17 protein-coding genes are annotated in these 21942 nt (G+C 64.3%); 10 read left to right on the forward strand and 7 right to left on the reverse strand.

The window, feature by feature from the left end; translation table 11 throughout:
* Nucleotides 1-7 precede the first annotated feature (7 nt).
* Nucleotides 8-2359, reverse strand: coding sequence for a type II secretion system secretin GspD (gene gspD / locus ACKWRH_RS14030; protein ID WP_445221021.1), 2352 nt, complete (start codon nt 2357-2359; stop codon nt 8-10).
* A gap of 320 nt (nt 2360-2679) precedes the next feature.
* Between gspD and ACKWRH_RS14035 the strand changes: the two genes are divergently transcribed.
* The 9 genes from ACKWRH_RS14035 to gspM are packed head-to-tail and all read left to right on the forward strand — an operon-like array spanning nt 2680 to nt 10158.
* Nucleotides 2680-4368, forward strand: coding sequence for a GspE/PulE family protein (locus ACKWRH_RS14035; RefSeq protein WP_445221022.1), 1689 nt, complete (start codon nt 2680-2682; stop codon nt 4366-4368).
* 4 nt (nt 4369-4372) lie between these two features.
* Nucleotides 4373-5590: a type II secretion system F family protein gene (locus ACKWRH_RS14040; protein ID WP_445221023.1), complete on the forward strand. Its 1218-nt coding sequence runs from the start codon at nt 4373-4375 to the stop codon at nt 5588-5590.
* 16 nt (nt 5591-5606) lie between these two features.
* Complete coding sequence (gspG, locus tag ACKWRH_RS14045; RefSeq protein WP_166351418.1) at nt 5607-6077, forward strand: type II secretion system major pseudopilin GspG; 471 nt, start codon at nt 5607-5609, stop codon at nt 6075-6077.
* Between the two features lie 31 nt (nt 6078-6108).
* Nucleotides 6109-6528 (forward strand): pilus assembly FimT family protein, encoded by a 420-nt coding sequence (locus ACKWRH_RS14050; protein WP_445221024.1) that lies wholly within the window; start codon nt 6109-6111, stop codon nt 6526-6528.
* On the forward strand, nt 6506-6910 hold the full coding sequence (locus ACKWRH_RS14055; RefSeq protein WP_445221025.1) for a PulJ/GspJ family protein: 405 nt from the start codon (nt 6506-6508) through the stop codon (nt 6908-6910). The genes ACKWRH_RS14050 and ACKWRH_RS14055 overlap by 23 nt, the downstream gene beginning before the upstream one ends.
* Nucleotides 6910-7593: a PulJ/GspJ family protein gene (locus ACKWRH_RS14060; protein ID WP_445221026.1), complete on the forward strand. Its 684-nt coding sequence runs from the start codon at nt 6910-6912 to the stop codon at nt 7591-7593. The genes ACKWRH_RS14055 and ACKWRH_RS14060 overlap by 1 nt, the downstream gene beginning before the upstream one ends.
* Entirely contained in the window at nt 7590-8537 is a 948-nt protein-coding gene (locus ACKWRH_RS14065) for a general secretion pathway protein GspK (protein ID WP_445221027.1), read from the forward strand. The genes ACKWRH_RS14060 and ACKWRH_RS14065 overlap by 4 nt, the downstream gene beginning before the upstream one ends.
* Nucleotides 8534-9604, forward strand: a complete 1071-nt coding sequence (locus ACKWRH_RS14070) for a PilN domain-containing protein (RefSeq protein WP_445221028.1) — start codon at nt 8534-8536, stop codon at nt 9602-9604. Before ACKWRH_RS14065 ends, ACKWRH_RS14070 begins: the two co-directional genes overlap by 4 nt.
* Complete coding sequence (gene gspM / locus ACKWRH_RS14075) at nt 9601-10158, forward strand: type II secretion system protein GspM (protein WP_445221029.1); 558 nt, start codon at nt 9601-9603, stop codon at nt 10156-10158. Before ACKWRH_RS14070 ends, gspM begins: the two co-directional genes overlap by 4 nt.
* Nucleotides 10159-10214: 56 nt before the next feature.
* On the opposite strand, the gene ACKWRH_RS14080 is transcribed toward gspM, so the two are convergent.
* Together ACKWRH_RS14080 and ACKWRH_RS14085 are read right to left on the reverse strand one after the other, a co-directional pair.
* Nucleotides 10215-11477 carry an O-antigen ligase family protein gene (locus ACKWRH_RS14080; protein WP_445221030.1) on the reverse strand — a complete coding sequence of 421 codons (1263 nt, stop codon included), beginning with the start codon at nt 11475-11477 and terminating at the stop codon, nt 10215-10217.
* Between the two features lie 30 nt (nt 11478-11507).
* A complete protein-coding gene (locus tag ACKWRH_RS14085; RefSeq protein WP_445221031.1) occupies nt 11508-14006 on the reverse strand; it encodes a tetratricopeptide repeat protein in 2499 nt (832 codons plus the stop codon).
* Nucleotides 14007-14255: 249 nt separating this feature from the next.
* On the opposite strand from ACKWRH_RS14085, the gene ACKWRH_RS14090 reads away from it, so the two are divergent.
* Nucleotides 14256-15602, forward strand: coding sequence for a hypothetical protein (locus tag ACKWRH_RS14090; RefSeq protein ID WP_445221032.1), 1347 nt, complete (start codon nt 14256-14258; stop codon nt 15600-15602).
* A 46-nt stretch (nt 15603-15648) separates the two neighbouring features.
* On the opposite strand, the gene ACKWRH_RS14095 is transcribed toward ACKWRH_RS14090, so the two are convergent.
* The 4 genes from ACKWRH_RS14095 to asnB form a co-directional block, all read right to left on the reverse strand.
* Nucleotides 15649-16887 carry an acyltransferase family protein gene (locus ACKWRH_RS14095; protein WP_445221033.1) on the reverse strand — a complete coding sequence of 413 codons (1239 nt, stop codon included), beginning with the start codon at nt 16885-16887 and terminating at the stop codon, nt 15649-15651.
* 25 nt (nt 16888-16912) lie between these two features.
* Complete coding sequence (locus ACKWRH_RS14100; RefSeq protein WP_445221034.1) at nt 16913-18298, reverse strand: glycosyltransferase WbuB; 1386 nt, start codon at nt 18296-18298, stop codon at nt 16913-16915.
* A gap of 534 nt (nt 18299-18832) precedes the next feature.
* Nucleotides 18833-19999 carry a glycosyltransferase gene (locus ACKWRH_RS14105; RefSeq protein WP_445221035.1) on the reverse strand — a complete coding sequence of 389 codons (1167 nt, stop codon included), beginning with the start codon at nt 19997-19999 and terminating at the stop codon, nt 18833-18835.
* Nucleotides 20000-20009: 10 nt separating this feature from the next.
* Complete coding sequence (gene asnB / locus ACKWRH_RS14110; protein ID WP_445221036.1) at nt 20010-21794, reverse strand: asparagine synthase (glutamine-hydrolyzing); 1785 nt, start codon at nt 21792-21794, stop codon at nt 20010-20012.
* Between the last annotated feature and the right edge of the window lie 148 nt (nt 21795-21942).

Below are 21942 nucleotides of genomic sequence, written 5' to 3' on the forward strand. Positions count from 1 at the left end.
TACTGGCTCAGCGGTAGGTCGTCGGCGCGGGCTTCGGCCCGATCGCGTTGATCGTGCCGCGCAGCTTGGTGCGCAGCTCCTCGGCGACGAAATGAGCATCGGCGCCGTCGCGGATGATCTGCGGCCGGATGAAGATGATCAGCTCGGTGCGCTTGACCTGCTTGTCCGTCTGCCCGAACACGGCTTCGCCGAGGCCGGGAATCTGGTCGAGGCCCGGAATGCCCGCGCGGGTCTTGGTCTGGGTGTCGCTGATCAGGCCCGCCAGCAGGACCGTCTGTCCGCTGGCGACCGCGACCGAGCTGCGCACCTTGCGGGTCGACACCGTCGGCGTCAGCGAGTTGGTCGACGTCGAGGACGAACCCGACGACGAGTTGCTGACGGGATTGGAGATCTCCTGCTCGACGTCGAGCCTGACATTGCCGTTGGCATTGATCCGCGGCACCACGCGCAGGATGATGCCGGTGCTGCGATAGTCGGTCGTGTTGGCGACGGTGTTGTTGCCGGTCAGCACGGTTGCGCTTCCGGTCTGGATCGGGATCTCGTCGCCGACCTGGAGGGTCGCCACCTGGTTGTCGATCACGACCACGGACGGGTTCGACAGCACCTTGACGTCGGTGACCGCATGCAGCGCGTTGAGCACGGCGCGCGGCGTCTGCGCCGAGCCGACCAGGAAGTTGAAGCCGGGGATGGCGCGCTGGAGCACGACATCGGCTGCCGCCGCGGCGACCGACGTTGCGCCGTTAAAGCCCACCGAGCCGGTGTTGGGCTTCAGGCCGACATCGCGGCTCATGATGTAGGACTGGATGCCGTACTGGAGATCGTCGGTCAGCGTCACCTCGGCGATGGTGGCGTCGATGGCGACCTGGAGCTGCGGCTGGTCGATCTCCCTGATGGTCTGCTCGATGATCCGGTACTGTTCCTGGCTCGCATAGATCAATAGCGTGTTGTTGACACTGTCGGCAGTGATGCGGACACCGTCGAGAACGTTGCCGGGACCTGCGCCGCCGCGGCCTGAATTCTGTCCTGTGGCGGAGTTGTCGAACAGGCTGCCGCCGCCTTGCGAAGCGGATGATGAACCGTAGGCGGCCTGATTGCCGGTGGACGCGTCGGCAACGCCCGAGCTTGCCGCGCGTCCGCCTGAATTCGAGCCAAAGCCGCTGCTCGACTGATTGGGCGAGGCCGACAGGCGGCTGAGCGCAGAGCCGCCGCTCGAGCTCGAGGCGAGGCCGGATCCTGGCGCGACCTGTCCGCCCGGGCTGTCGAGCGGAGAGGCGGACGAGCCGGATGAACTGCTCGAACCGAAGACGTCGTTGAGCACCCGCGCGATCTGCCGGGCGTCGCCGAACTTCACGCGGTAGACGTGGACCGCGGAGCGGCCTGTATTGGTGGTGTCGAGGCGGCGGATCCAGGTCTCGACACGGTTCAAGAGCTCCGGCTTCCGCGTCACCGCGAGCACCGCGTTCATCCGGGCGATCGACTGGAATTTGATCACGTTCTGCGTCATGCCGCCTTCGCCGGAATCGACGATTTTTTCGAGCTCGGCGATGATCGGTCCCGGATTGCTGTTCTGCACCGGGAAGATGCCGACCGACTGTCCCTTCAAAAAGTCCGCATCGAAGCTCAGCACGAGATCGACCGCGTTGCGGCGCTCGCTGCCGGAGCCCTGGATCAGGATCAGGTTGCGGGTGGTGTCGGCGCGGATCATGCCCTGCTTGGTGGCAAAACTGTCGACCAGCTTGATGACGGTCTGCGCCGAGACATATTGCAGCGGCACGATCGTTATGCCGTAGCCCGGTGTCATCCGATCGGAGGCGTCCGCACCGCCGACGCCGACCGCGTCGCCCTGCGGCATCAGCCGGTAGCCGGTATCGTCGCGCACCAGCGCGACGCCGCCGATCCGCAGCGCGTTTTCGAGCGCGAAGACGACGTCGGATTTGGGGATCGGGCGCCCCGAGGAGAGGCTGATATTGCCCTGGACGCGCGGATCGATGACGTAGCCGACGCCGAGGATGTCGCCGAGCACGATCTTGGCGACGGATGCGACCGGCGAATTGTCGAAATTGAGCTCGAACCGGTCGGTGCTGACCGCCGCTTGCTGCGAGGAGGTGGCGGTTGGCGCATCGTCGTTGGCAACAGCAGCGTAGATCGCGGTCTTGGCGCGGGGGCCGGTCGAGAGTTCGCGCTGCGGCAACTGGTTCGGATAGCGCGGCAACAGGTCAACCGAGCGGACCTTGTCGAAGACATCCGGATCCTTGGTGTCGGCATCGGCGATGCCGCTCACCGTGTTGCACGACCCGAGCAATACGCAGATGGCAGCGCATTGGACAACCAAGCCGATCCGGAATGCTGCTCGGCTCACTGGACTGCCTCACTCACGCGCCGCCCGCTGTTGTTCCCGTCGAGGCGGGGCGGGCCGAATGCGGCTTGCTTAACCCTCTCGTATGACAGTCGTGTGTTACGAACTCTGTTAGCCTTGCGCCCGTCGTGCGCGAGTTTGTTGTGAGAATGTGATGCGACGGGAAATTGCGCAGAGACATCAAGGACGTTCTGTTCGGTCATGTTGTCACTGGCCGGGGACGATCTTGCGGTCGATCATGCCGTCACATTTCCAATCGGAGAACTAAGGTAAACGGCCCGCTCGCCGCTCTGCGGCCGTCAGAGTGACTACGGTAGACGTCCATGGCCTCCCCGAATGCGCACGAGTTCGTAGCTCGTTTCAGCCAGAAGGTTGGCCTGAAGCCGGACGCGGACAAGCTCGGCAGGCCGAATGGGGCGGCCCGCCCTGCCGAAGGTGGTCTGCGTAAGCTGTGGGAAATGAGTGAATTGTCGGCGAGCGAATTCGCCGACGAGGTGTCGCTGTTCTTCGAGCTTCCGCGAGTCACGCTTCAGGAGATGATGGCGACGGAATCCCGCGCGCAGCAGTTTTCGCGCCGGTTCCTGCGCGAAATGGCGGTGTTCCCGTGTCAGCCCGCTGGCGGATCGCCGGTGCTTGTGCTGGCCGACCCCACGGACCGGGCCTCCATACAGGCGGCAGCAATCGTGCTTGGCACGGCGCCGACCATCAAGGTTGCCTCGTTCGAGGACATCGCCACCGTGCTCGACCAGCGTCTCGGCGAGGAGGAGAGCGCGAGCGCCGAGACCGCCGTCAATGCCACGGCGCAGGATGACGACATCGACAATCTGCGCGACCTTGCCAGCGGCGCGCCGGTCGTTCGCGCCGTCAACGACATGTTCGAGACCGCCGTCGAACTGCGCGCCAGCGATATCCATATCGAGCCCGGCCGCACCTCGCTGGTGATACGAATGCGCGTCGACGGGTTGTTACGCAATGTCGCGACACCGAACGGCGTGCCCCCGGCTGCGGTGATCTCGCGCATCAAGATCCTGGCGGGACTGAACATCGCCGAGCGCCGGTTGCCGCAGGACGGCGGCGCGCGGGTGCGGGCGGCGCGCTCGGAGATCGACGTGCGCGTCGCGATCATGCCGACGCAGCATGGCGAGTCCGCCGTCATCCGCCTGCTGCCGCGGGACCGCGCTCTGCTGTCGATCGACAAGCTCGGCTTCCTGCCCGGCGACCAGGGCAAATTGCGGCGCATGCTGGCACTGCCGCACGGCATGATCATCGTCACCGGCCCTACCGGCAGCGGCAAGACCACGACGCTCGCGACGGTGCTGTCGCTGCTCAACGAGCCGACCCGAAAAATACTGACCATCGAGGATCCCGTCGAATACGAGATCCCCGGCATCTCCCAGTCGCAGGCCAAACCCTCGATCGGCCTGACCTTCGCCACCGCGCTGCGCTCCTTCGTGCGCCAGGACCCCGACGTCATCATGGTCGGCGAAGTCCGCGACTCCGAGACTGCTCATGTCGCGATCCACGCTGCGCTCACCGGCCATCTCGTGCTGACCACGCTGCACACCGAGACGGCGGCGGCCGCCGTGCCGCGCCTGCTCGATCTCGGCGTCGAGGCGTTCCTGCTGCGCTCGACCTTGCGCGCGGTGATCGCGCAGCGCCTGGTCCGGCAGCTCTGTGACCGCTGCAAGAGCAGCCGGCCGCTGACCCACGCCGACGTCGAGGCCGATCCGCGCTACACGGCGGTCGGTCTCTCCGTCGGCGATGTCATCTTCGAACCCGTCGGCTGCGAGCGCTGCGGCAATGTCGGCTATCGCGGCCGTATCGGCGTGTTCGAGGTGCTCGAGATGAACGAGGAAGTCCGCGCGCTGGTCGAGGAGCAGTCAGACTGGGAATCCATCGACAAGGTCGCCATCCGCAACGGCATGACGACCATGATCGAGGATGGCCTCGCCAAATGCCTGTCGGGCATGACCTCGGCGGCGGAGATCCTGCGCGTGACCACCGTGCGGTGACGAGATGCCGAACTTTCGCTATCGCGCGCTGACGCAGAAGGGAGAGGTGGTCTCCGGCTCGATCACGGCGGCCAACCTCGCCGAAGTGTCCCAGCGCATCGAATATCTGGGCCTGGTCGCGATCGATGCCGGGCCCGAGGAGGAAGCCAAGGGCTGGTCGCTCTCACTGGCGTCGTTGACGCTGTCGAAGCCGGGGCCCGCGGATGTCACGATCTTCACGCGCGACCTTGCTCTGCTCCTGAAGGCCGGTGCCCGGCTGAATGATGCGCTCGAACTGCTCGCAGGCGACATGGACGTCAGCCGGCTTCGTCCGGTCGTCAATACCATCAAGACCGCGATCCTGTCCGGCGAGAGCTTTGCCGAAGCGCTTGCGCGCGAGCCGACGCTGTTTCCGCCCATGTATGTCGCCCTGGTCAGGGTCGGCGAGATGTCGGGCACGCTGGACCACATTCTGGAGACGATCGGGACCGAGCGCACGCGCGCGGAGGCTCTGCGCCGCAAGGTGACCGGCGCCCTGCAATATCCTGCCTTCGTGCTGCTCGCGGCCGGTGGCGTATTGATCTTCTTCGTCACCTTCGTGCTGCCGCAGTTTTCGGCGGTGTTGCGCGACTTCAACGCCAAGACCGATCCCGTCATCGAGGTGTGCCTGACGCTGTCGGACATCCTGCGCGGTCACGGCTTCGAGGTCGGCGCCGTGGTTGCGATCGCCGTCATCGGCGGCTGGCTGGCGTGGCGCAGGCCATCGGTCCGCGCCAGCATCGTGACGCAGATCGCGCGGCTGCCTGTGATCTCGACGGTGGTCGAATTCCATCGCGCCGCGCTGTTCTCGCGCAATCTCGGCATCTTGCTCGGCAGCGGCGTGACGCTGACGGCGACGCTTCGCATCCTGATCGACATCATGACTGCGACCGGCAACGTGCAGGCCTGGGCGGCGATGGCCGACCGCGTGCGCCATGGCGGCAGGCTCGCCGAGGCGCTGGCTGCTTCGGCCGTGCTGCCGCCCGTCGCGGTGCGGATGCTTCGGCTCGGCGAAGAGACCGGACAGTTGCCGACGCTGTCGGGCCGGGTCGCGGAGTTCTACGAGGAAAAGCTGCAGCGGCAGCTCGATCGCGTCGTGGCCATCATCGGGCCTGCCGCGATCATCCTCATCAGCGTCGTGGTCGGGGGCCTGATCGTGTCGGTCATGACGGCGCTGCTGTCAGTGACGCAAGTTGTCGGTTGAGAAGGGGAGGGTTCGCATGATCCGCGTTTCCAAGAAGGGGCTGTTTCCTCCGCCGAGGCGCCGCCGCCGGCGTCGCGGTGAGGAAGGCTTTACGTTGGTGGAGATGCTGGTCGTCATCACCATCATAGGCATGATCATGGCGTTGGTCGGCCCGCGGGTGCTGAACTATCTCAGCGAGTCCCGCGTCAAGGCGGCCAAGATCCAGATCCAGAGTTTCAGCAGCGCGCTCGACCTGTTCTACCTCGACGCCGGCCGCTTCCCGACCAGCTCGGAAGGACTGGGCGCGCTCGCGCATGCCGTGAGCGGCGTGGCGTCCTGGAATGGTCCTTATTTGAAGGGCGGCAACGTTCCCAACGACCCATGGGGCAATCCTTATGTCTACAAGCAGCCGGCGGAACGCGCGCCCTACGAAATTCGCTCGCTCGGCTCCGACGGGCAGGAGGGCGGAACGGGAACCTCGACCGATCTCGTCTCCGGAGCGAACTGATACGGGCGAGGCCGGCTTCACGCTGCTCGAAATGGTCTGCGTACTGGCCATCGTCGCGATGCTCGCGGCCGTGCTGCTGCCGCGCTTTCCGTCGCAGACCTCGCGGCCGCGGCTTGAGGCTTATGCGATCGAGGTTGCGGCCCTGCTCAAGGCCGACCGCAACGCCGCGCTGTCGCGCTACGGCGCCGTCAGCGCCGTTGTGGACGCGCGGGCACGTACCGTGAGGTCGGGGTCGGGCCCCTGGATCATCCAGGTGCCGCAGGACGTGGTGTTCGACGCGCTGCTGCCGCAACGATGCAACGGCCGGCCGGCGTTCTCGACCATCAGCTTCTTTGCCAGCGGCATGTCATGCGGCGGCGCGATCCGCCTGACACGCCTCGGCAATGCCGTCGAGGTGCGTGTGAACTGGCTGACGGGAGGCGTGGACATTGTCGCGCAAGACGTCCTCTAGTCGCCGGCGCGAAGCCGGCTTCACCATGATCGAGGCCGTCGTGGCGCTCGCGCTGGTGACGATCGTGCTCGCTGCGATCGGAACGCTGGTCGCGACCAATTCGCGCGGCGCCTGGAAGCTCGAGCAGCATGCCGCCCTCGTCAATGCGGCGCGTGTGGTGGTGTCCACCTTGCCGCGCGCCGGAGCACCGATGCTTGATGATCTGCGCGGACGGGTCGCCGGCCACCGCTGGCAGATGCGCATGACGCCATTCCTCGACGATGTGCCCGTCGTGCCGGAGTCGCGGTTCGTTCCGCAGCGCGTCGAATTGCGCGTGCAGGCGCCCGCCGGGGCGATGGTGTCGTTCGAAACGATCCGCTTGCAGAGCAGGGGCGGGAGCTGATGACCGACGCCCGGCAATGGCGCGCCGAAGACGGCTTCACGCTGTTCGAAGCCCTGGTTGCGCTGGCACTGATGGGTCTGATCATGGGCGCGCTGGCCTCGGTCACCGGGCAATGGCTGCCGAGCTGGAATCGCGGGATCATCCGCGCCCAGCGCAACGAGCAGGTCGCGGTCGCTCTCGACCGGCTCACGGCCGATCTGGCGGCGGCCGACTACGTGACGCGGTCGGACAATCTGTCGTTGTTTCGCGGCGGGGAGCAGGCCGTGATGTTCGTCCGCTCCGTGCTCGGCCCGAATGGTCGGCCGGGGCTGGAGATCGTGCGGATCTCCGAGATCAACGACAGAAACGGTCCGGCACTGGTGCGCATGCGCGCGCCCTTCGTGCTGCTGAAGGCGGGAGATCCCAGGGCAGACCAGATTCCGTTCGTCGATCCCGTCGTGCTGCTGCGGCTGCCATATCGCATCAGCTTCGCCTATGCCGGCCTTGACGGCAAATGGGGCAGCCGCTGGCTCAACTCCGGCGAACTGCCGATGTCGGTCCGCTTCGACATCAGAGATGTCGAGCGCGGAACCGTGATTTCGAGCGCCGCGCGGATCCATGTCGAGACCGGCGCGCCGCGGCCGGATCCGTCGACCGAGCAGGAGGCGACGCAGACGCAACCCAGTAACGGGCCGACGCAATGACCAGTTCGGCCGCTCGACTGAGACGCAAGCTTGCAGCGCAGGACGGGTTCATCGTCGTCGCCACCTTGTGGCTGCTCGCGGGACTGGCCGCGCTTGCGACCGTCGCTTCGGTCTACATCGCACAATCGGCCAATGCGCTCTCGGCGCTGGACGCGGCGACCCAATGGGAGATGCTGGGTTCGGCGGGTGTCGAGCTCGCCGCCTACCAATTGTCGGCGCCTGCGACGATGCGGCGTCCGACCCATGGCGGCTTCGGCTTTCGCCTGTCCGATGCCTCCGTACGCGTCGAGTACATGTCGGAATCTGCACGGATCAATCTCAACATGGCGCCGCGTGCGATGATAGCGGGACTGTTCAGGGCGCTCGGCGCACCGGCAGAAGCAGCCGACGAATATGCCGCGCGTGTCGTCGCCTGGCGGCGCGCGCCGAGACCGGACGGGCGGGATACGGAGCCGGCGGCCTATGCTGCGGCGGACCTCGCTTACGTGCCGCGGCAAGCGCCGTTCAGCAGCGCCGATGAGCTGTGGCTGGTGCTCGGCCTGCCGGTCGCGCTGGTCGAGCATGCGATGCCTTTCGTCACGGTCTATAGCGGCATGGCTGAAATCAACGTGCTCGATGCCGCGCCGGAAGTGATCGCCGCATTGCCGGACATGACGACGGCAAGGCTCGACGCCTTCCTCAATCAGCGCGCGGACCTGCCGCCCGACAATCCAGAGTTCGTTATCGGCGCGCTCGGCGGGCGGCAGCCGGGCGCCACGATATCGGCGAGCGACGCCTATCGGGTGCGCATACGGATCACGCTACGGGACGGCCGGCAACGAACGCCCGAGGCGGTGATCCGGATTCCGGGACCGGGCGAGAAGGAGGCCTTCCGCGTGCTGGCATGGACCGACGAGGTTGATCCGGATCGAGGAGGGCGGCCAAGGCCGCGGGAGAGCAGATGAGTATTCCCAGTCAAATCGCAGTCGCGCTGTCGCTGTGGATCGACAGCATTGCGTGCACGGTGAGCGCGCGGCTCGAACGAACGCGCGGTGCGCGGCAGATCACGATCAGCGAGGACGAGGAGGGCGCTCTGACGCTGCGCCTCGCCTCGACGACGCGCAAGGATGCAGATCTACCGCCCGGTCGCATCGACATCGTCGACGGCGTGATCAGCGAACCGCTGTCGGACGAATGGTCCGCGGCAATGAAGGGTGCGATGGTCGACCTTGCACTTCAGCCATCGCGCTTCGTATTCCGTCCGCTGGAGTTGCCGGGACGTGCAGTCGAGTTTCTCGACGGAATCATTCGTGCCCAGATCGATCGGCTGACACCCTGGAGCCCGGCGGAAGCGGTGTTTCACTGGACGCCGCCGCAGGCGATCGCCGATGACCATGTCGAGTTGACGGTGGTGGCGACGGCGCGCGCGGCGGTGACGTCGTTGTCGCAAGCTCTCCTCGATGCAGGGGCTGCCGCTGTCGAGATATCGACGGCGGCGCCCGGGATGGAGCGGGTCGCTGTCCACAATCAGCGCCTCGGCGGGCAAACCGGCTCGAGCCGCCTCCGCTTTGCGCTGATCGCAGTCCTCGCGACGACCGGCGTGCTCGCGATGCTGTCGGTCGGGCTCGGTGGGATCGCCACTGATTCCTACGATGCCGAGCTGCAGCAGACCCAGCGTAGGATCGCCGAGCGCCGCGCGCTCGCGCGCGGCGGGCAGGGCGGTCCGGGCAGCTCGCCCCTCGAAATTCTGGCGCGCCGCAAGCAGACGATGCCGTCGGCCGTGATGGTGCTGGAAGAGCTGTCCGGCCTCTTGCCCGACCACACCTACGCGACCGAGCTGAGGATAGAGGGCGACAAGCTCCAGATCACGGGTCTCACCAGCGATGCCCCGTCGCTGATCCAGATCCTGGAGCAGTCGCCGCATTTCGCCAGCGCAGGATTCTTCGCACCGACGACGCGCGCCGCCAACGAGCCCGGCGAGCGCTTCCACATCGAGACCAGGATCAAGCCGCAATTCGGGTCGGGCACATGATCAGCATGCAGAAATTCGAAGGATATTTCACGCGCTTCCCGGTCGCCGCGGTCGCGGCCTATGTGGCGCTGGTGGTGTTGTTCGCGTTCACGACGGTGCAGACCGTGATCGAGATCCTGGGTAGCCGCGACGCTGCGGCGTCGGCCGCGGAGATCCTTCAGACGCTCGAGGCCCGGCGTGCTACGCCGCCGCCCGCCGTCCGGGCCGACATCAGCGTTCCCACGGGCTCGGCGTTCCTCGAAGGACAGACGGCCTCGGTCGCAAGCGCCGTGCTGCTCCAGCGGGTGCTCGCGGCGACCAAGCGGGTGAACGGCAACACACTGTCGTCGCAGGTGGATGTCCAGGGACCGCTCGCCAAATCCGGCTTCGTCTCGGCGACGTTCAACATCGAGCTCGCTTCCGCATCTCTTCAGCCGCTCCTCTATGACCTGGAGGCCGGCATGCCCTTTCTGTTCGTCGATGGTCTGGTCGTGCAGACCGGCTCGGGCAGCGCCGACAACAGCAAGTTGCGCCTGGTCCTCGGTATCTCGGCGCAGCGACAGAACGCGAAGTGAACGAAGCGACTTCGGGTGGAGGCGAAATCAGCTCTCGATCGTTGCGCGGTGGGCGCTCACGCGGTTGCTGCGCGACCGGATGCCGGCTTCATTTCAGGTTTGAACAGCAGCAACAGGAGCGAAACACCGAACGCGTCGCCGAGACTGAACAATTGCGGTTGGAAGAAGGCCCCAAACGCCAGCGCGACCAGTCCGCCCAAGCGGGCACAGGCAAAGCGGCGTTGCTGCCGATCCATCCCCGTTGATCGTACCGCCTCGGCGCCTGCAGCGGCAATGACGCAACCGACAAAGAGGATTATCAGTCCGCCCCCGACGATTCCGAATTCCACCAGCGTCTTCAAGTAGCCGTTGTGTCCGGCCTCGAAGGCTGACGCGCGCTTGAATCCGATGCCGAGCGGATGATCCATGATCGTCGCCAGGGCCGCGGACCAGTATTCATCCCTTCCTGTGAATCCTGAAGACAGATCTCGACTGGAATCATCGAGCGCGAGAAAGGTGGCAATCTGCGGCCAAAGGAATATGCACAACAGCAACGCAACGATCGCTGCGGCAACCTTCCACGGGCGCAGGGAATTGAAGGTCAAGTCATGCACGACAAGCGCGGAAATGCAGCCGATCATGGCGTACCGCGAGCTGACGAGGGCGGCCATCGAGAAACACAGGATCCTGATGACGATGCCCGTTCTCCCCGCGTGAAACTGCGACAGAATGAAGCCTGCGAGCAACGGTGCGGCAAAAAGATTTGGCTGGATACCCCCGACGTTGCGGCCTTGCGGTAATCCTAGGACGGCGAGCGCGGAGATGCCGAACAGACAAAATATGATGGATGCCACGTTCATGCAGGTTTCGACATCGTCCGGAGGCAGAGTCCATACGACAGACAGCATCAAAGCGGTCAGCATGAGCAGAATGGTGTAGAAAACGCCAACGAACGTCGCCGCCTCGTCATCGTGCAACTGCAGGGCAGCAGACAGGTAGATGATGCCAATGATCGCGATCTGGGCGAGGCTCAAGCGACCCAGGCTGGCGAGCGCCCGCGAAGCGTGCATCAAGCACACCGTCGTGATGAACAACGCGATTCCGGTAATCTGGCCGATCAGAACCGTGCCGCCCAAGGCAAACGAGGTCGGAGCGTCCGCGAAGTCCGGGTTCAGGTCAATCATGGGGAAGCAAAGCAGGCCGCACCACACCCAGAAAGAGCCGATGACTGCAATCGTCGGAGCGCTGCGAGCGGGGAAAATTGCGGCAGCACCAGCGGTCGATCGATGCTGGCCCGGGTTGGTCGTCGATCGATCGACGAAAGATCCTGATCGGTTCAAGGAAATCGTCCCTCTTGCGGGGTGCTCTTGTCAGACGGTGGTTCCCGGCACCCGGATGTGGTCCGGTGGCAATCCCGCCATGTGCCGCTCCATCATGGCGGCGTATGCCGTCTCCAGATCACGCGTGTACTGCTTCGTGTCGCACAGAGGTGTCGTCAGTCGATCGCGCGCCAGCTTCGCTCTCAGCGCCGCGAGCCTGGCAGGATCGTTCGCCAGTTCGATCGCCAATTGTTCGTAGGCCGCTGGCGTGGTCGTGATCAGTTCGGGCAGCCGGATTGCGTTCAGCAAGCTCGCCCCGACCCGCGCCGCGAATGAATCGCCGAGGCAGGTCACGACCGGAAGTCCGGTCCAGAGTGCATCGCTGGCGGTCGTATGAGCGCCGTACGGAAGTGTATCGAGGAAAAGGTCCGCGCAACGATGCCGCGCCAGGTGTGCGGAAGTGGGGAGCCGTTGGGCGAACACCAGACGACGCGGCGCGACGCCTCGTGCCTGCGCTTCTCGGCGCAAATTGTCTGCAGCCGTCGGATTGTCCTCGAACAGCCACAACACGCTGTTCTCCACCGCGGCGAGAATCCTCATCCAGGATGAGAACACGTCGGGCGTGATCTTGTAATTGTCGTTGAAGCAGCAGAACACGAAGGCGTCATCCGGAAGGCCGTGCTCGACGCGGACAGGCATCAGATCCGCAATTGCACGGTCGCGATCGTTTGCCTGATAGCTTTCGGGAAGCCAGGCGATTTTCTCGGCGTAGCAATCGAAATCGTGCTCGGGAATGACGTTTCGGTCTGCGACGATGTAGTCGATGAAGCCGGCACCGATGGTGCCGGGAAAGCCGAGATAGTTGACCTGGATTGGGGCGGGACGCATGGCGAAGATGCCGGTGCGCGCGTCCTGGGTATATCCTTTCAAATCGACGAGGATGTCGACTTCCAATGTCCTGACAAGCTCAGCGATTTGAGCGTCGCTTTGCGGTTTGGCGTCGACAAAGCGCTCGAACGCGGCTTCGATCCGCCGGCGCATGTCCGAGCCGTCGTTTGGGCCAACCGAGATCGCGGTGATTTCAAAGCGCGTCCTGTCGTGATGTTCGAAGACGCCCGCCATCAGCTGCGAGGTCGCGTGCTGATGAAAATCGGCCGAGAGATAGCCGATGCGGATGCGGTCGTGATTGTAGCGCTCGCCGCTCCAGACCGGCGAACTCTGGAGACGAAAGTTGTTCTCGGCCCACATGCGCGCGCATTGAAGGTGCTCGGCCGATGTGGCCGGAATCGCGACGAACATGAACGGTGAGACGAGCTTCCCGCTCCGCACCGATGACCTGACCGAGGCACAACCACGCTCGAAATCCGTCCAATCGCATTGATGCAACTTGACGCGCAGACAGGCGGCGGCCACGGCGGACTGATCCGGATTGAGGTCGAGAGCCCTGTTCCAGGCGACCAAGGCGTCGTTATAACGTTTCTCGAGGTAGGCGACCTGGCCCTTCGCCAGCCAGGCGCTCACCAGGCCGGGATTCAGGACGGTGGCGCGGTCGAGAGCCGCCGCCGCATCTTGGTGACGGCCAAGGGACAGCAACACAGTGCCGCGCCCGAGCCAGGCCTCGGCGAAAGCGCCATCCGCAGCGATGGCGCGATCGAACGCGACCTCCGCATCGCGCTGACGGCCTGATCGAAGGAGAATATTGCCGTGTCCGGACCAGGCCGACGCGAGGTGCGGCCCGATGGCGAGCGCACGGTCGTAGGCTGCCGCAGCGTCCCCGAGGCGACCGAGATCGAGGAGCGCGTTGCCCCGGCCAACCCATGCTTCGGGGAGGTCGGGTTGCAGCTCCAATGTGTGGTCCGCGGCGGCCAGAGCTTCGTCGTGCCGGCCCAGCTGGATCAGCGTGTAGCAGCGGCCGAGTGCCGCTGCCGCTTGATCGGGCCGCAGCGTGAGGGCGTTGTCATAGGCCGCGAGCGCGTCGTCGTAACGGGAGGTCGCGAAGTGGATCGTGCCCTTGTCGAGATGCGCCTCCGCGAGCCGCGGGTTCAACTGCAATGCCTGGTCATACGAAGCGAGTGCCCGTTCATATTGGCGCGACTTCGCCAGCGCCGAACCCAGCATGAAGTGGGCCGGAAAATGCCGGGGGTGATGTGCCAACAGGCGTGTCAGTTGCTCGATGGCTTCGGGATGGCGGCTCAGTGCCAACAGCCCAGCCGCGCTTCCATGCAGAAGTCCCAGGCTGGTCGGCGCGAATTGGAGCCCGTGCTGGCACAGCCGGACCAACTCGTCATGCTCGCCGGCCCGGTGGAGCACGGCCGCGTAATTCTCAATGAACTCCACGTTGACCGGCTTCGACTGCAACGACCGTGTCATCAGCAGTTTTGCGCGATCAATATTTCCCGCCGCTGCCTCGGCCACGCCCAGGAAGTGCACGGCATGAAGATTATTGGGATTGGCATCGATGATGCGTCGATACAGTTTGGCGGCGGCCGCGATGTCCCCCTTGTCATGCAAGGACAGCGCCCGATCCAATATCCGTCGCTCGTCACGCATCGCTCGAACCGTACACTGCCGAAAAGGCCCGAATGGCCGGGACGAACTCCCGCTCTGCTTGACCCGACCCCACTCCTTACGTTCCGAATTGCACAAGACTGTGACATCGGTAGCTGTAGCGGCGAGCTATGTGATAATTCGCGAGCTGTCGTCGGGCCGGTTATGCGAGGTATCAATTCGTATAACATTGGTCTACATCGGCGCTGTCAGCCGTAGGTTCAGGTCACGACGCCCGCCCCGGAAAACATCATGCTTGAAACAAGTGTCGCGAGCTCCAACGCCTCGGATGGAACGCGGAGCCCTGCGGAGTCTCGATACCGGCTTGCACAAATGCGTGCCGCCGGTTGGGTGAGAGCCGTCCACGGCCAATGGAGGCAGATTGCCAACATCGGGTTGCTGGTCGCCGGGTTCGGCCTCGGTCAAGGGGCGATATTCATCGTCCAGACCGTGCTCGTGACCGCAGGTGAGTACGAGCTTCTGGCAGCATTCGGCACGCATTATTCTTTTGCCATTCTGGGCATCGTCCTCGTTGATGCCGGTGCGAGTACGACACTCGCCCGGGCAGTCGCTCGCTTGCCGAGCGGTCGGGAGGCGCGCGGCGAGGTATGGCGGGTATTCTGCGAAACGAGCGCAATAAGGATCGCGGTAGCCTTGATCGTCGGTGCCGCTGCAGCCGTGTATGTCTTGCGGCTCTCGTCGGACGAGTTTTCGCGATGGTACGTCGCCCTTGCGCTCCCCGGATTGCTGCTGTGGGCCGTCAACGGGGTAGGCCTGCTCGACGGCCTGAGACTTAGTGGCATCAGCGGAATCACAGGATCGGCGGCTTACCTGGTCACCGCGGTCGGTCTCGCCTTGGCAGCCCACAGGTCGGCTGCGGCAGCAGGCGCGATCCTGGGTGGCGCCTTTTCCATAGGCTATCTCGCGACGTTGATTGCGCAATGGACGACGCTGGCGCGCAAGGACTGGTACCCGCGGTTTCACAGGGTGACGCGTGCGGGTTTAACGAAGGCACTGACAGACGGCTGTGCCCTGTCGTTCCAGATCTTGCCGGGGCAGGTTAACATGCGCGTTCAGTTGGTGTTGAGCACGGTCTATCTCGGCGCCGAGACGACCGCCCTTTTCGTGTACGCCAAGCAGATCGTGACGGCATCGACCCAGATCGTAGGGTTCGTGCTGAGGGTGGAATTCCCAAGTCTCGTCGAGAAACTGTCGGCTGCGGGAAAGCAGAGCCTCGGCAGTATGTTCGGGGCACAGAGAATGGCGCTCTATTGCGCGACGATGTTTGCAGTCGGCGTTACCGTCGTCGCCGGCATCGCTGCGCAGGTGCCGGATTTCGGCTTGCACCGGGCTGCGATTATCATCGCTGGCTTCGCACCGACGATATTCACGATGTCGCTGTTGCTAATGATGATGCAAGCCCTGGCTGCGACGGGCGCGTATGGCCTCGCCGCCGGGGCTCTGGCGATCGGCTCGGCGGCGGGAATGCTGGCCAGCTACCTGCTGGTTTCGATGCTTGGTGTCTATGCTTTCGTGGCGGGAGAGCTCGTGTTGAATCTCGTTGGGCTCTATGTCGGATATCGCTATCTGCGCCACTGAGGGCCGAGCCGGGACGGCCGAGCCCCGATCTTGTCGTCCTGTGATATCAGCTCAAGTCGGCCGGTTTCGGCACCATCGCGATGGGCGGAGCGGGGACCGGTTTGGCTGCAGGCCCCCATGGTAACCGGAATGACAAAGGCCTCAGGAAGTTTTCGGCAGCCTGCACGATGATCCTCTTCTTGGCCAGGACCTTCGATTCGACGAGATGCCAGGACAGCGCCGCGAACACCAAGCTGAGGACATAAGCCATGGCAAAGCTGAGCAGCCAGTTCCTGTTCTCCGGAAAGAGGTAGACAAGGAGCTGCTGCACCGGCAGCCCATACAGGTACACTCCATAGGAGTAGTCGCCCGTCCGATTGACGACCGTCTCCCGGAAGTTGGAAAGCCCGACGAAGACCGTGGCGTAGGCGATCGGGATCATCGCCAGATATTGCAACGCTCCGCCCCAGAGCAGGGCGTAGGAAAGCACGACCGACAGAGCGAACAGGTCAGCTCGCAGCGGAACCTTGTCCTTGAGCTCGAACAAGGACACGCCGATCATGAACGCGAGGACGAGAGTCTCGATCTGCACTCTCCCGTCACCCGCGGACCAGTCCGCCGGCGCATGAATTCCCAGCGCCTGCATTCCCAGCAGGCAGATGAACGTCGCCGCGGTGACGAGGGGAACGGTCATGCGCAGGTGCGCCAGCTGCAGGACGAGCACGGTCGCGAGGATTACGTAGCAGTACATCTCCGCTGGGATGGTCCAGAGCTGCAGATTCACGACCCGCGGCACAGGGTTGTTGAGAAAGACACCGGGCAAATAATATTGGATATCACCGATGATATTGAGAGGATATGCGTGAAACAGAGGATCGCTGAAATACGCGGCCAAGGTGAAGCTAGTCACGAGCGGACCCAGGACGAGCATGGCGAGGAGCGACTCGACGCAAAGCGCCGGGAAAATGCGCAGCGCTCTCAGCAACAGAAAGCCGATTGTCGTCTTTGAACGGTGCAGGCTTCCTGAAACAAGGAATCCACTAAGGGCGAAGAAAGCCGGCACCACCGCCCAGATAATCGGTTGGTAGATGGGAGGCTGCGCCACGGAAAACATGCCGACGCGGACCGTCGAGTCGACCAGCGACTTGAAGGTCTGGACATCGGCGCCCAGCGTAAACGTCTTGCTATGGATGAAGAGGACGGCCGTAGAGAGAAGTATCCTGAGATAGTCGAAGCCTGTTGAATGGCCCTCAACGGACTCCATCCGAGCGGAGATGCATTCTCCTTTGGGCAGCGCCGAAGTCATCAGTACAGATCCCCGTCCAGTCTTGCTAGTGTTCAGAGCCGACGCCCCTGGCTCGCGGACGCAAGGGCTCTCTCGAGGGCGGCCACACTGACGTCTCTGGCCGGCGGCGGCTGCCCGTCGTGACATGTTCGATCGAACGAACCGGCGTCGCCAACGGCGCGGTGCGCGGAGCAGGTGTGGCGGCCCGCTGCGGAAGGGACATGAATTCGTGCTCGAGCGAACGGATGATCGAGATGCGATCCCATTTCTGTTCGGCGCGTGCGCGCGCGACGGCGCCGAGGCGATTCCGCAGCGCTTCGTCTTCGGCCAGCATCGTGACAGCCGCCGCAAGCGCGCCAGCGTCGCCCGGCGCGATGACGAGGCCGGCACCTTCCACCTCGGACGCGATGCCCGTACCAGGCTCGGTCATCGCGATGAGCGGTCGGCCGGATGCGAGCATGCCGGCCAGCTTGGACGGCAGAACCAGGTCGGATATCTCGGCCTTTTGCGGCAAGAGCTGAATGTCGGCGGTGCTGAGCAGCTCCGAGACCCGATCAAGCGGCTGGAGATCGAGGAAGCGGACGTTGTGCAGACCGGCAGCCATTTGCACCAATGCTGGTTTGACCGGGCCATTTCCGCAGAGAACGAATTTTACCGGGGACTGGCTGTCCTTCAATGCTGCGGCGGCTTCGATGATCAGTTCAAGCCCCTGCTTGTTCGACATGGCTCCCGAGTAGAGCGCCACGATATCGGTCGGCGCCAGCTGCAGCTCCGAGCGGAGCTGCGTTTGATTGCTTCCCGGCACGACGATGCTGGTATCGATCCAGTTCCGGAACTCACGCAATCTGGCAGGCACGATGCCCTTGTGTTCGAGGCGGCGTACCATCTGTATCGAGATGGTCGAAACACGGTCGAACGAACGCAGTATCCACCGTTCGACCGTACGCATCAGCCTGCGCGTGACGCCGCTGCGGAGCAGCCCGACCTCGAAGGCTGCGTCGACTTCGAGGTCCTGAACATGAACCCAGGAGGATGCGCCGGTCATCCTGGCGGCCAATGCCGCCATGGGCGCGGAAAGCAGGGATGGCGCCACCACGAATACGATATCGGGACGCCACCAGAGCGCGCTCGACAGAACGGGGACGGCTGCCGAAAGCATGAAGGAGGCGTGGTGAAGCAGCCGCTTGAGACCCGAAGGCCGGCTTGGCACGTAGATCGGCGCCCGAATGACGTCCACATCGTTCAGACGTTGATGGCGATACCATCTCGAACGATACCCCGGTGGGATGCTCCAGTCAGGGTAATAGGGCGGAGCGGTGACGACGCGAACCTCGTGACCCCAACTGGCGAGACTCTCGCAGAATTCGGTGTTGTATTTCGCCACGCCGATCAGATCGGGAGCATAATTTATCCCTATCACCAACACCCGCATAACTGTCCTCATTTTCGGTCGAAGCGAAAGGCTTCGACCGGCCGCGACAAATCCCAGCCCGCCGAGCCGGTTACGGGTTCGGTCGTGGCGCCTGCAGGCCGGAGCGTGTCTTGGGGGTGAAGCCGAGTCCGAGATGATCCTGGATAGGATCGATCTCAGCGAGCATCCTCCTGCGTATTGTTATGTCTGATATCATTTCTTGTGTGACGTTATCGTAATAACGATACGACAAGTAACAAGAGGCGGCGTGGCGCGGCGATCCCGGGAATTGGATCGATCGGTGCAACACACGGCGATCGGAAGCCTGGCTCCGCGCGGGCGGCAATTCGAGATCGGGCCGGGGCACGGATCGCGGCGGCGAAGCCGGGCGTCGCAAGTGTTGCGAGGCAGCACCGTCACTGTCGGCTACGGCGTTTCGGCAATCTGGATCACGCGTTTCAGATAGCGAAAGATCGCGACATGCCAGGGCAGGTCATCGGCAACTTCAGACGCCGATCCGGTCGCCTGAACCGTGCTAAATACCGGGTTCTCGGGTCACGAGCGCGGAGAGGCTTGCACCGCGCGCACGACATCGATCAATGCCGTCGCCATCCGGTCAACACTGAACCGATCCGCGAACAGGTCGTGGGTTCGTCGGCCCATGGCTGCCCGGTCTTCCGGAGACATGGCCAGCCATGCGCGCAGGTTCTTGAGTGTGCCCGCGAGCGAATCTTCGGCGACAAGACCCGCGCCGGCCGCTTGAACCTCGCGCCATATGTTGACCTTGTCAGAAATCAGCACGGACAGGCCGCAACCCAGGGCCTCGGCGACCGAGATGCCGAAGTTCTCTTGATGGGAGGGCAGCACGAAGGCCTCGCTGCTGTGGAACGCGCCCCATTTGGCGTCGCCCTGCAACATGCCGGGCCATGAGATCCGATCGGCCACGCCCAAGGCGCGGGTCCGGGCCTTGAGCTGACCGACCCAGCCGGTCTGGTCCGGCCCGGCCATCAGCAGATGCAGGCGAGGCTCCTCGGCCGCCACGCGGGCGAATGCCTCGACAAGCAGATCGCAGCCCTTCTTGGCGTGCAGCCGCCCGAGAAAGAGCAGCACCCGCTTGCCGCGCAACTCGGGATGGGCGGCAAGGAAAGCCTCTCGTAGCGGGGGCGCGTCCTGCGGCGGCAATCGCGTGCCGTAGGACACCACGACCTCCTGCGCCCGGTAGGGCCAGAACGAGCGGCGCGCAAGCAACCGCTCATCCTCGCTCGTGAACAGCACAGCCGCAGCGTCGCGCAGAACCCGGTATTCGGCCCAGGGCCAGTAGAGGCACTTCTTCAGATGCTTGAGCGGATAGTTCCGCTTGAACCACGGATCAAGCATGCCGTGCGTGAACACGACGTAGGGCTGCCTCAGCTCGCGCATGACCTGCCAAACGGCGAAGCTGTGGTACTGCCAGATACCGTTCACAATGACCGCGTCATAACCGCCGGCGTGGGCGCGCAGCCATGGCTGGAGCGTCGTCGAGAAATGATAGCCGCCACGCGGCGGCCCGAGTGCATGCACGGGTAACGGAAAGGATTCCAGATGAGGCGCTCCGGGATCATCCAGGCACACTACTTCGACCTGATGGCCCATCTCCAGCAGCCGCAAGCCACGCTGGCGCACGCCCTCGATGGGCCCGCCATTGCTGGGATTGGCGGAGGAAATGACGTGGAGCAGCCTCACTGGTGTCTCCTCAGGCTGCGGCAAAATGTCGATACAGCGTCATCGCCCAGTCGCGATGCCGCGTGACGCCGCTGCTTGCGCCGGGATTGAGCCACTGATGAATCGGCACCGCAAAGCCGGTCTTGGGCCGGTTCAGCACGCCTTCCGGCAATTCGGGCGCGACGCGCCTGACGATGGTGCGCTTTTCGCTGTTCGCGTCGAAATCCGGAAGCTCCACGAAGTGTTGCAGCAGTTGCAGATCGACCAGGGGCACGCGGATCTCGAGCGAATGCGCCATACCCGCCCAGTCGGCATCGCGCAGCAACTGGTTACGCATGTACCACTGCATCTCGAGAGCGGAGACCGCCAGCCGGTCGCTCTCCAGACCCTCGGTACTGGCATCGAGGCGGTTCATGGTCGCAAGCTCCTCCAGGCCATCTCTTGCCATGGCCGGGTCCATCAGCTGCGCGAGCTCCCACGGCATGTGGAGTGCTCGCCGCAACAGATACGCCCCCGACAGGCTGTGGCCGTATTCGGCGAGTCCCGCATATTTGGGCGACGGCAGTGCCGAGGCGAAAGGTTGCGCCAGATGCCGCAACATCAGCCCGGTTCGTTCGCCGACCGGTGCGCGCCGCATCAGGCTCACCAGGCGCGGTACCTGCCGGAAGCTCGGGTAAGATCCGAACAGCTCGTCGCCGCCGAGCCCCGAGATCGCAACCTTCAGGCCTTGCGCAGCCGCGGCCTTGGAGACGAACCAGACGTTGATGCCGTCGATCGAGGGCTGATCCATCGCGTCGATCAGGTGCTGCCGATCGCACTCGAAGTCGCGGGCTGAAATCCGATGCAGCGCATGCTTTGCGTGGAGCAGGCCAGCGACTTCGTCGGCCAGTCCGGCCTCGTCGTTGGGGCCGTCGGCATACTCGTTGAAGCCCAGGGTCAGCGTGCGCAACTCGCCGGCGGTCGCCGCACAGGCCGCGAGCATGGTTGAATCCAATCCCGCCGAAAGGAAGACGCCAACAGGCACGTCCGCCACCATGTGCGCGGCGACGCTGTCCCTGACCGCTGCAGCGATCTGATCGAGCGCGTCGTCGGTGCGGGCACCGGTGGCCGTGGGCAGGCGACCCAACGCATCCACGATGCTGGCAAACCGGACCGGCCGTCCGGCGCTCGCGGCGCTGAAGCGCTGCCAGTGCCCGGGCGGCAGCGCACGGATGCCGCGGTACAGGGTGTATGGCTCGGGTACTGAGCCCCACAGCAGGAAGCCGGCGTGGCCGGCCGGTTCGGGCCTTCGGTCCACCGGAGCTTGCAGCAACGGCTTGACCTGGGACGCGAAGCGAACGGTGGCGCCGTCGTCCGCCACGTACAGAGGCTTGATGCCGAACGGGTCCCGGGCCAGCAGCAACTCGCGCCGACTCGCGTCCCAGAGTGCGAAGGCATACATGCCGCGAAGGTCGGAGAACATCTCTTCGCCGCGCTGGGCGTAGAGCTTGAGCAACACTTCGGTGTCAGATTGAGTTCGCGTCGCGACGCCGTCGCGGTTCAACCGGGCGCGCAACTGCTGGTGATTGTAGATCTCGCCGTTGAAGCAGATCCAGTTGCCGGTTTCGGGGTCCAGCATGGGCTGCGCGCCGCCTTCGCTCAGGTCGATGATGGCCAGGCGGCGATGTCCGAAGCCGACGCGCCCGTCGGCGGCCATCCACAGGCCGGCGGCATCCGGACCGCGCGCGACCATCGCGTCACGCACGCGCAGAAGCTCGACTTTGTCGATGGGGGGCGCCTCGGCACGGTATGCGAAGGCGCCGGCAATTCCACACATGGTTCAGCTTTCAGTCGTCGAGGGACATGACGCGCCGCCAATGTCCTGACTGTGAAACCAGCGGCCGGGTTATCTACTCAATGTTATTATCTTCCGCAATGTACCGCGGGGTATTGATTGCTGCGTCACTGATATCGTCAAACTGTAA

The organism is Bradyrhizobium sp. Pa8 (genome assembly GCF_052588265.1).

What these genes read in the sequence shown, in the direction of transcription:
- ACKWRH_RS14050 (WP_445221024.1), top strand. Translation starts at nt 6,109, where the DNA reads ATGGTCTGCGTACTGGCCATCGTCGCGATGCTCGCGGCCGTGCTGCTG.
- ACKWRH_RS14100 (WP_445221034.1), bottom strand. Translation starts at nt 18,298, where the DNA reads ATGCGGGTGTTGGTGATAGGGATAAATTATGCTCCCGATCTGATCGGC.
- asnB (WP_445221036.1), bottom strand. Translation starts at nt 21,794, where the DNA reads ATGTGTGGAATTGCCGGCGCCTTCGCATACCGTGCCGAGGCGCCCCCC.
- ACKWRH_RS14035 (WP_445221022.1), top strand. Translation starts at nt 2,680, where the DNA reads ATGGCCTCCCCGAATGCGCACGAGTTCGTAGCTCGTTTCAGCCAGAAG.
- ACKWRH_RS14095 (WP_445221033.1), bottom strand. Translation starts at nt 16,887, where the DNA reads ATGACTTCGGCGCTGCCCAAAGGAGAATGCATCTCCGCTCGGATGGAG.
- gspG (WP_166351418.1), top strand. Translation starts at nt 5,607, where the DNA reads ATGATCCGCGTTTCCAAGAAGGGGCTGTTTCCTCCGCCGAGGCGCCGC.
- ACKWRH_RS14090 (WP_445221032.1), top strand. Translation starts at nt 14,256, where the DNA reads ATGCTTGAAACAAGTGTCGCGAGCTCCAACGCCTCGGATGGAACGCGG.
- ACKWRH_RS14060 (WP_445221026.1), top strand. Translation starts at nt 6,910, where the DNA reads ATGACCGACGCCCGGCAATGGCGCGCCGAAGACGGCTTCACGCTGTTC.
- gspM (WP_445221029.1), top strand. Translation starts at nt 9,601, where the DNA reads ATGATCAGCATGCAGAAATTCGAAGGATATTTCACGCGCTTCCCGGTC.
- ACKWRH_RS14085 (WP_445221031.1), bottom strand. Translation starts at nt 14,006, where the DNA reads ATGCGTGACGAGCGACGGATATTGGATCGGGCGCTGTCCTTGCATGAC.
- ACKWRH_RS14065 (WP_445221027.1), top strand. Translation starts at nt 7,590, where the DNA reads ATGACCAGTTCGGCCGCTCGACTGAGACGCAAGCTTGCAGCGCAGGAC.
- ACKWRH_RS14040 (WP_445221023.1), top strand. Translation starts at nt 4,373, where the DNA reads ATGCCGAACTTTCGCTATCGCGCGCTGACGCAGAAGGGAGAGGTGGTC.
- ACKWRH_RS14070 (WP_445221028.1), top strand. Translation starts at nt 8,534, where the DNA reads ATGAGTATTCCCAGTCAAATCGCAGTCGCGCTGTCGCTGTGGATCGAC.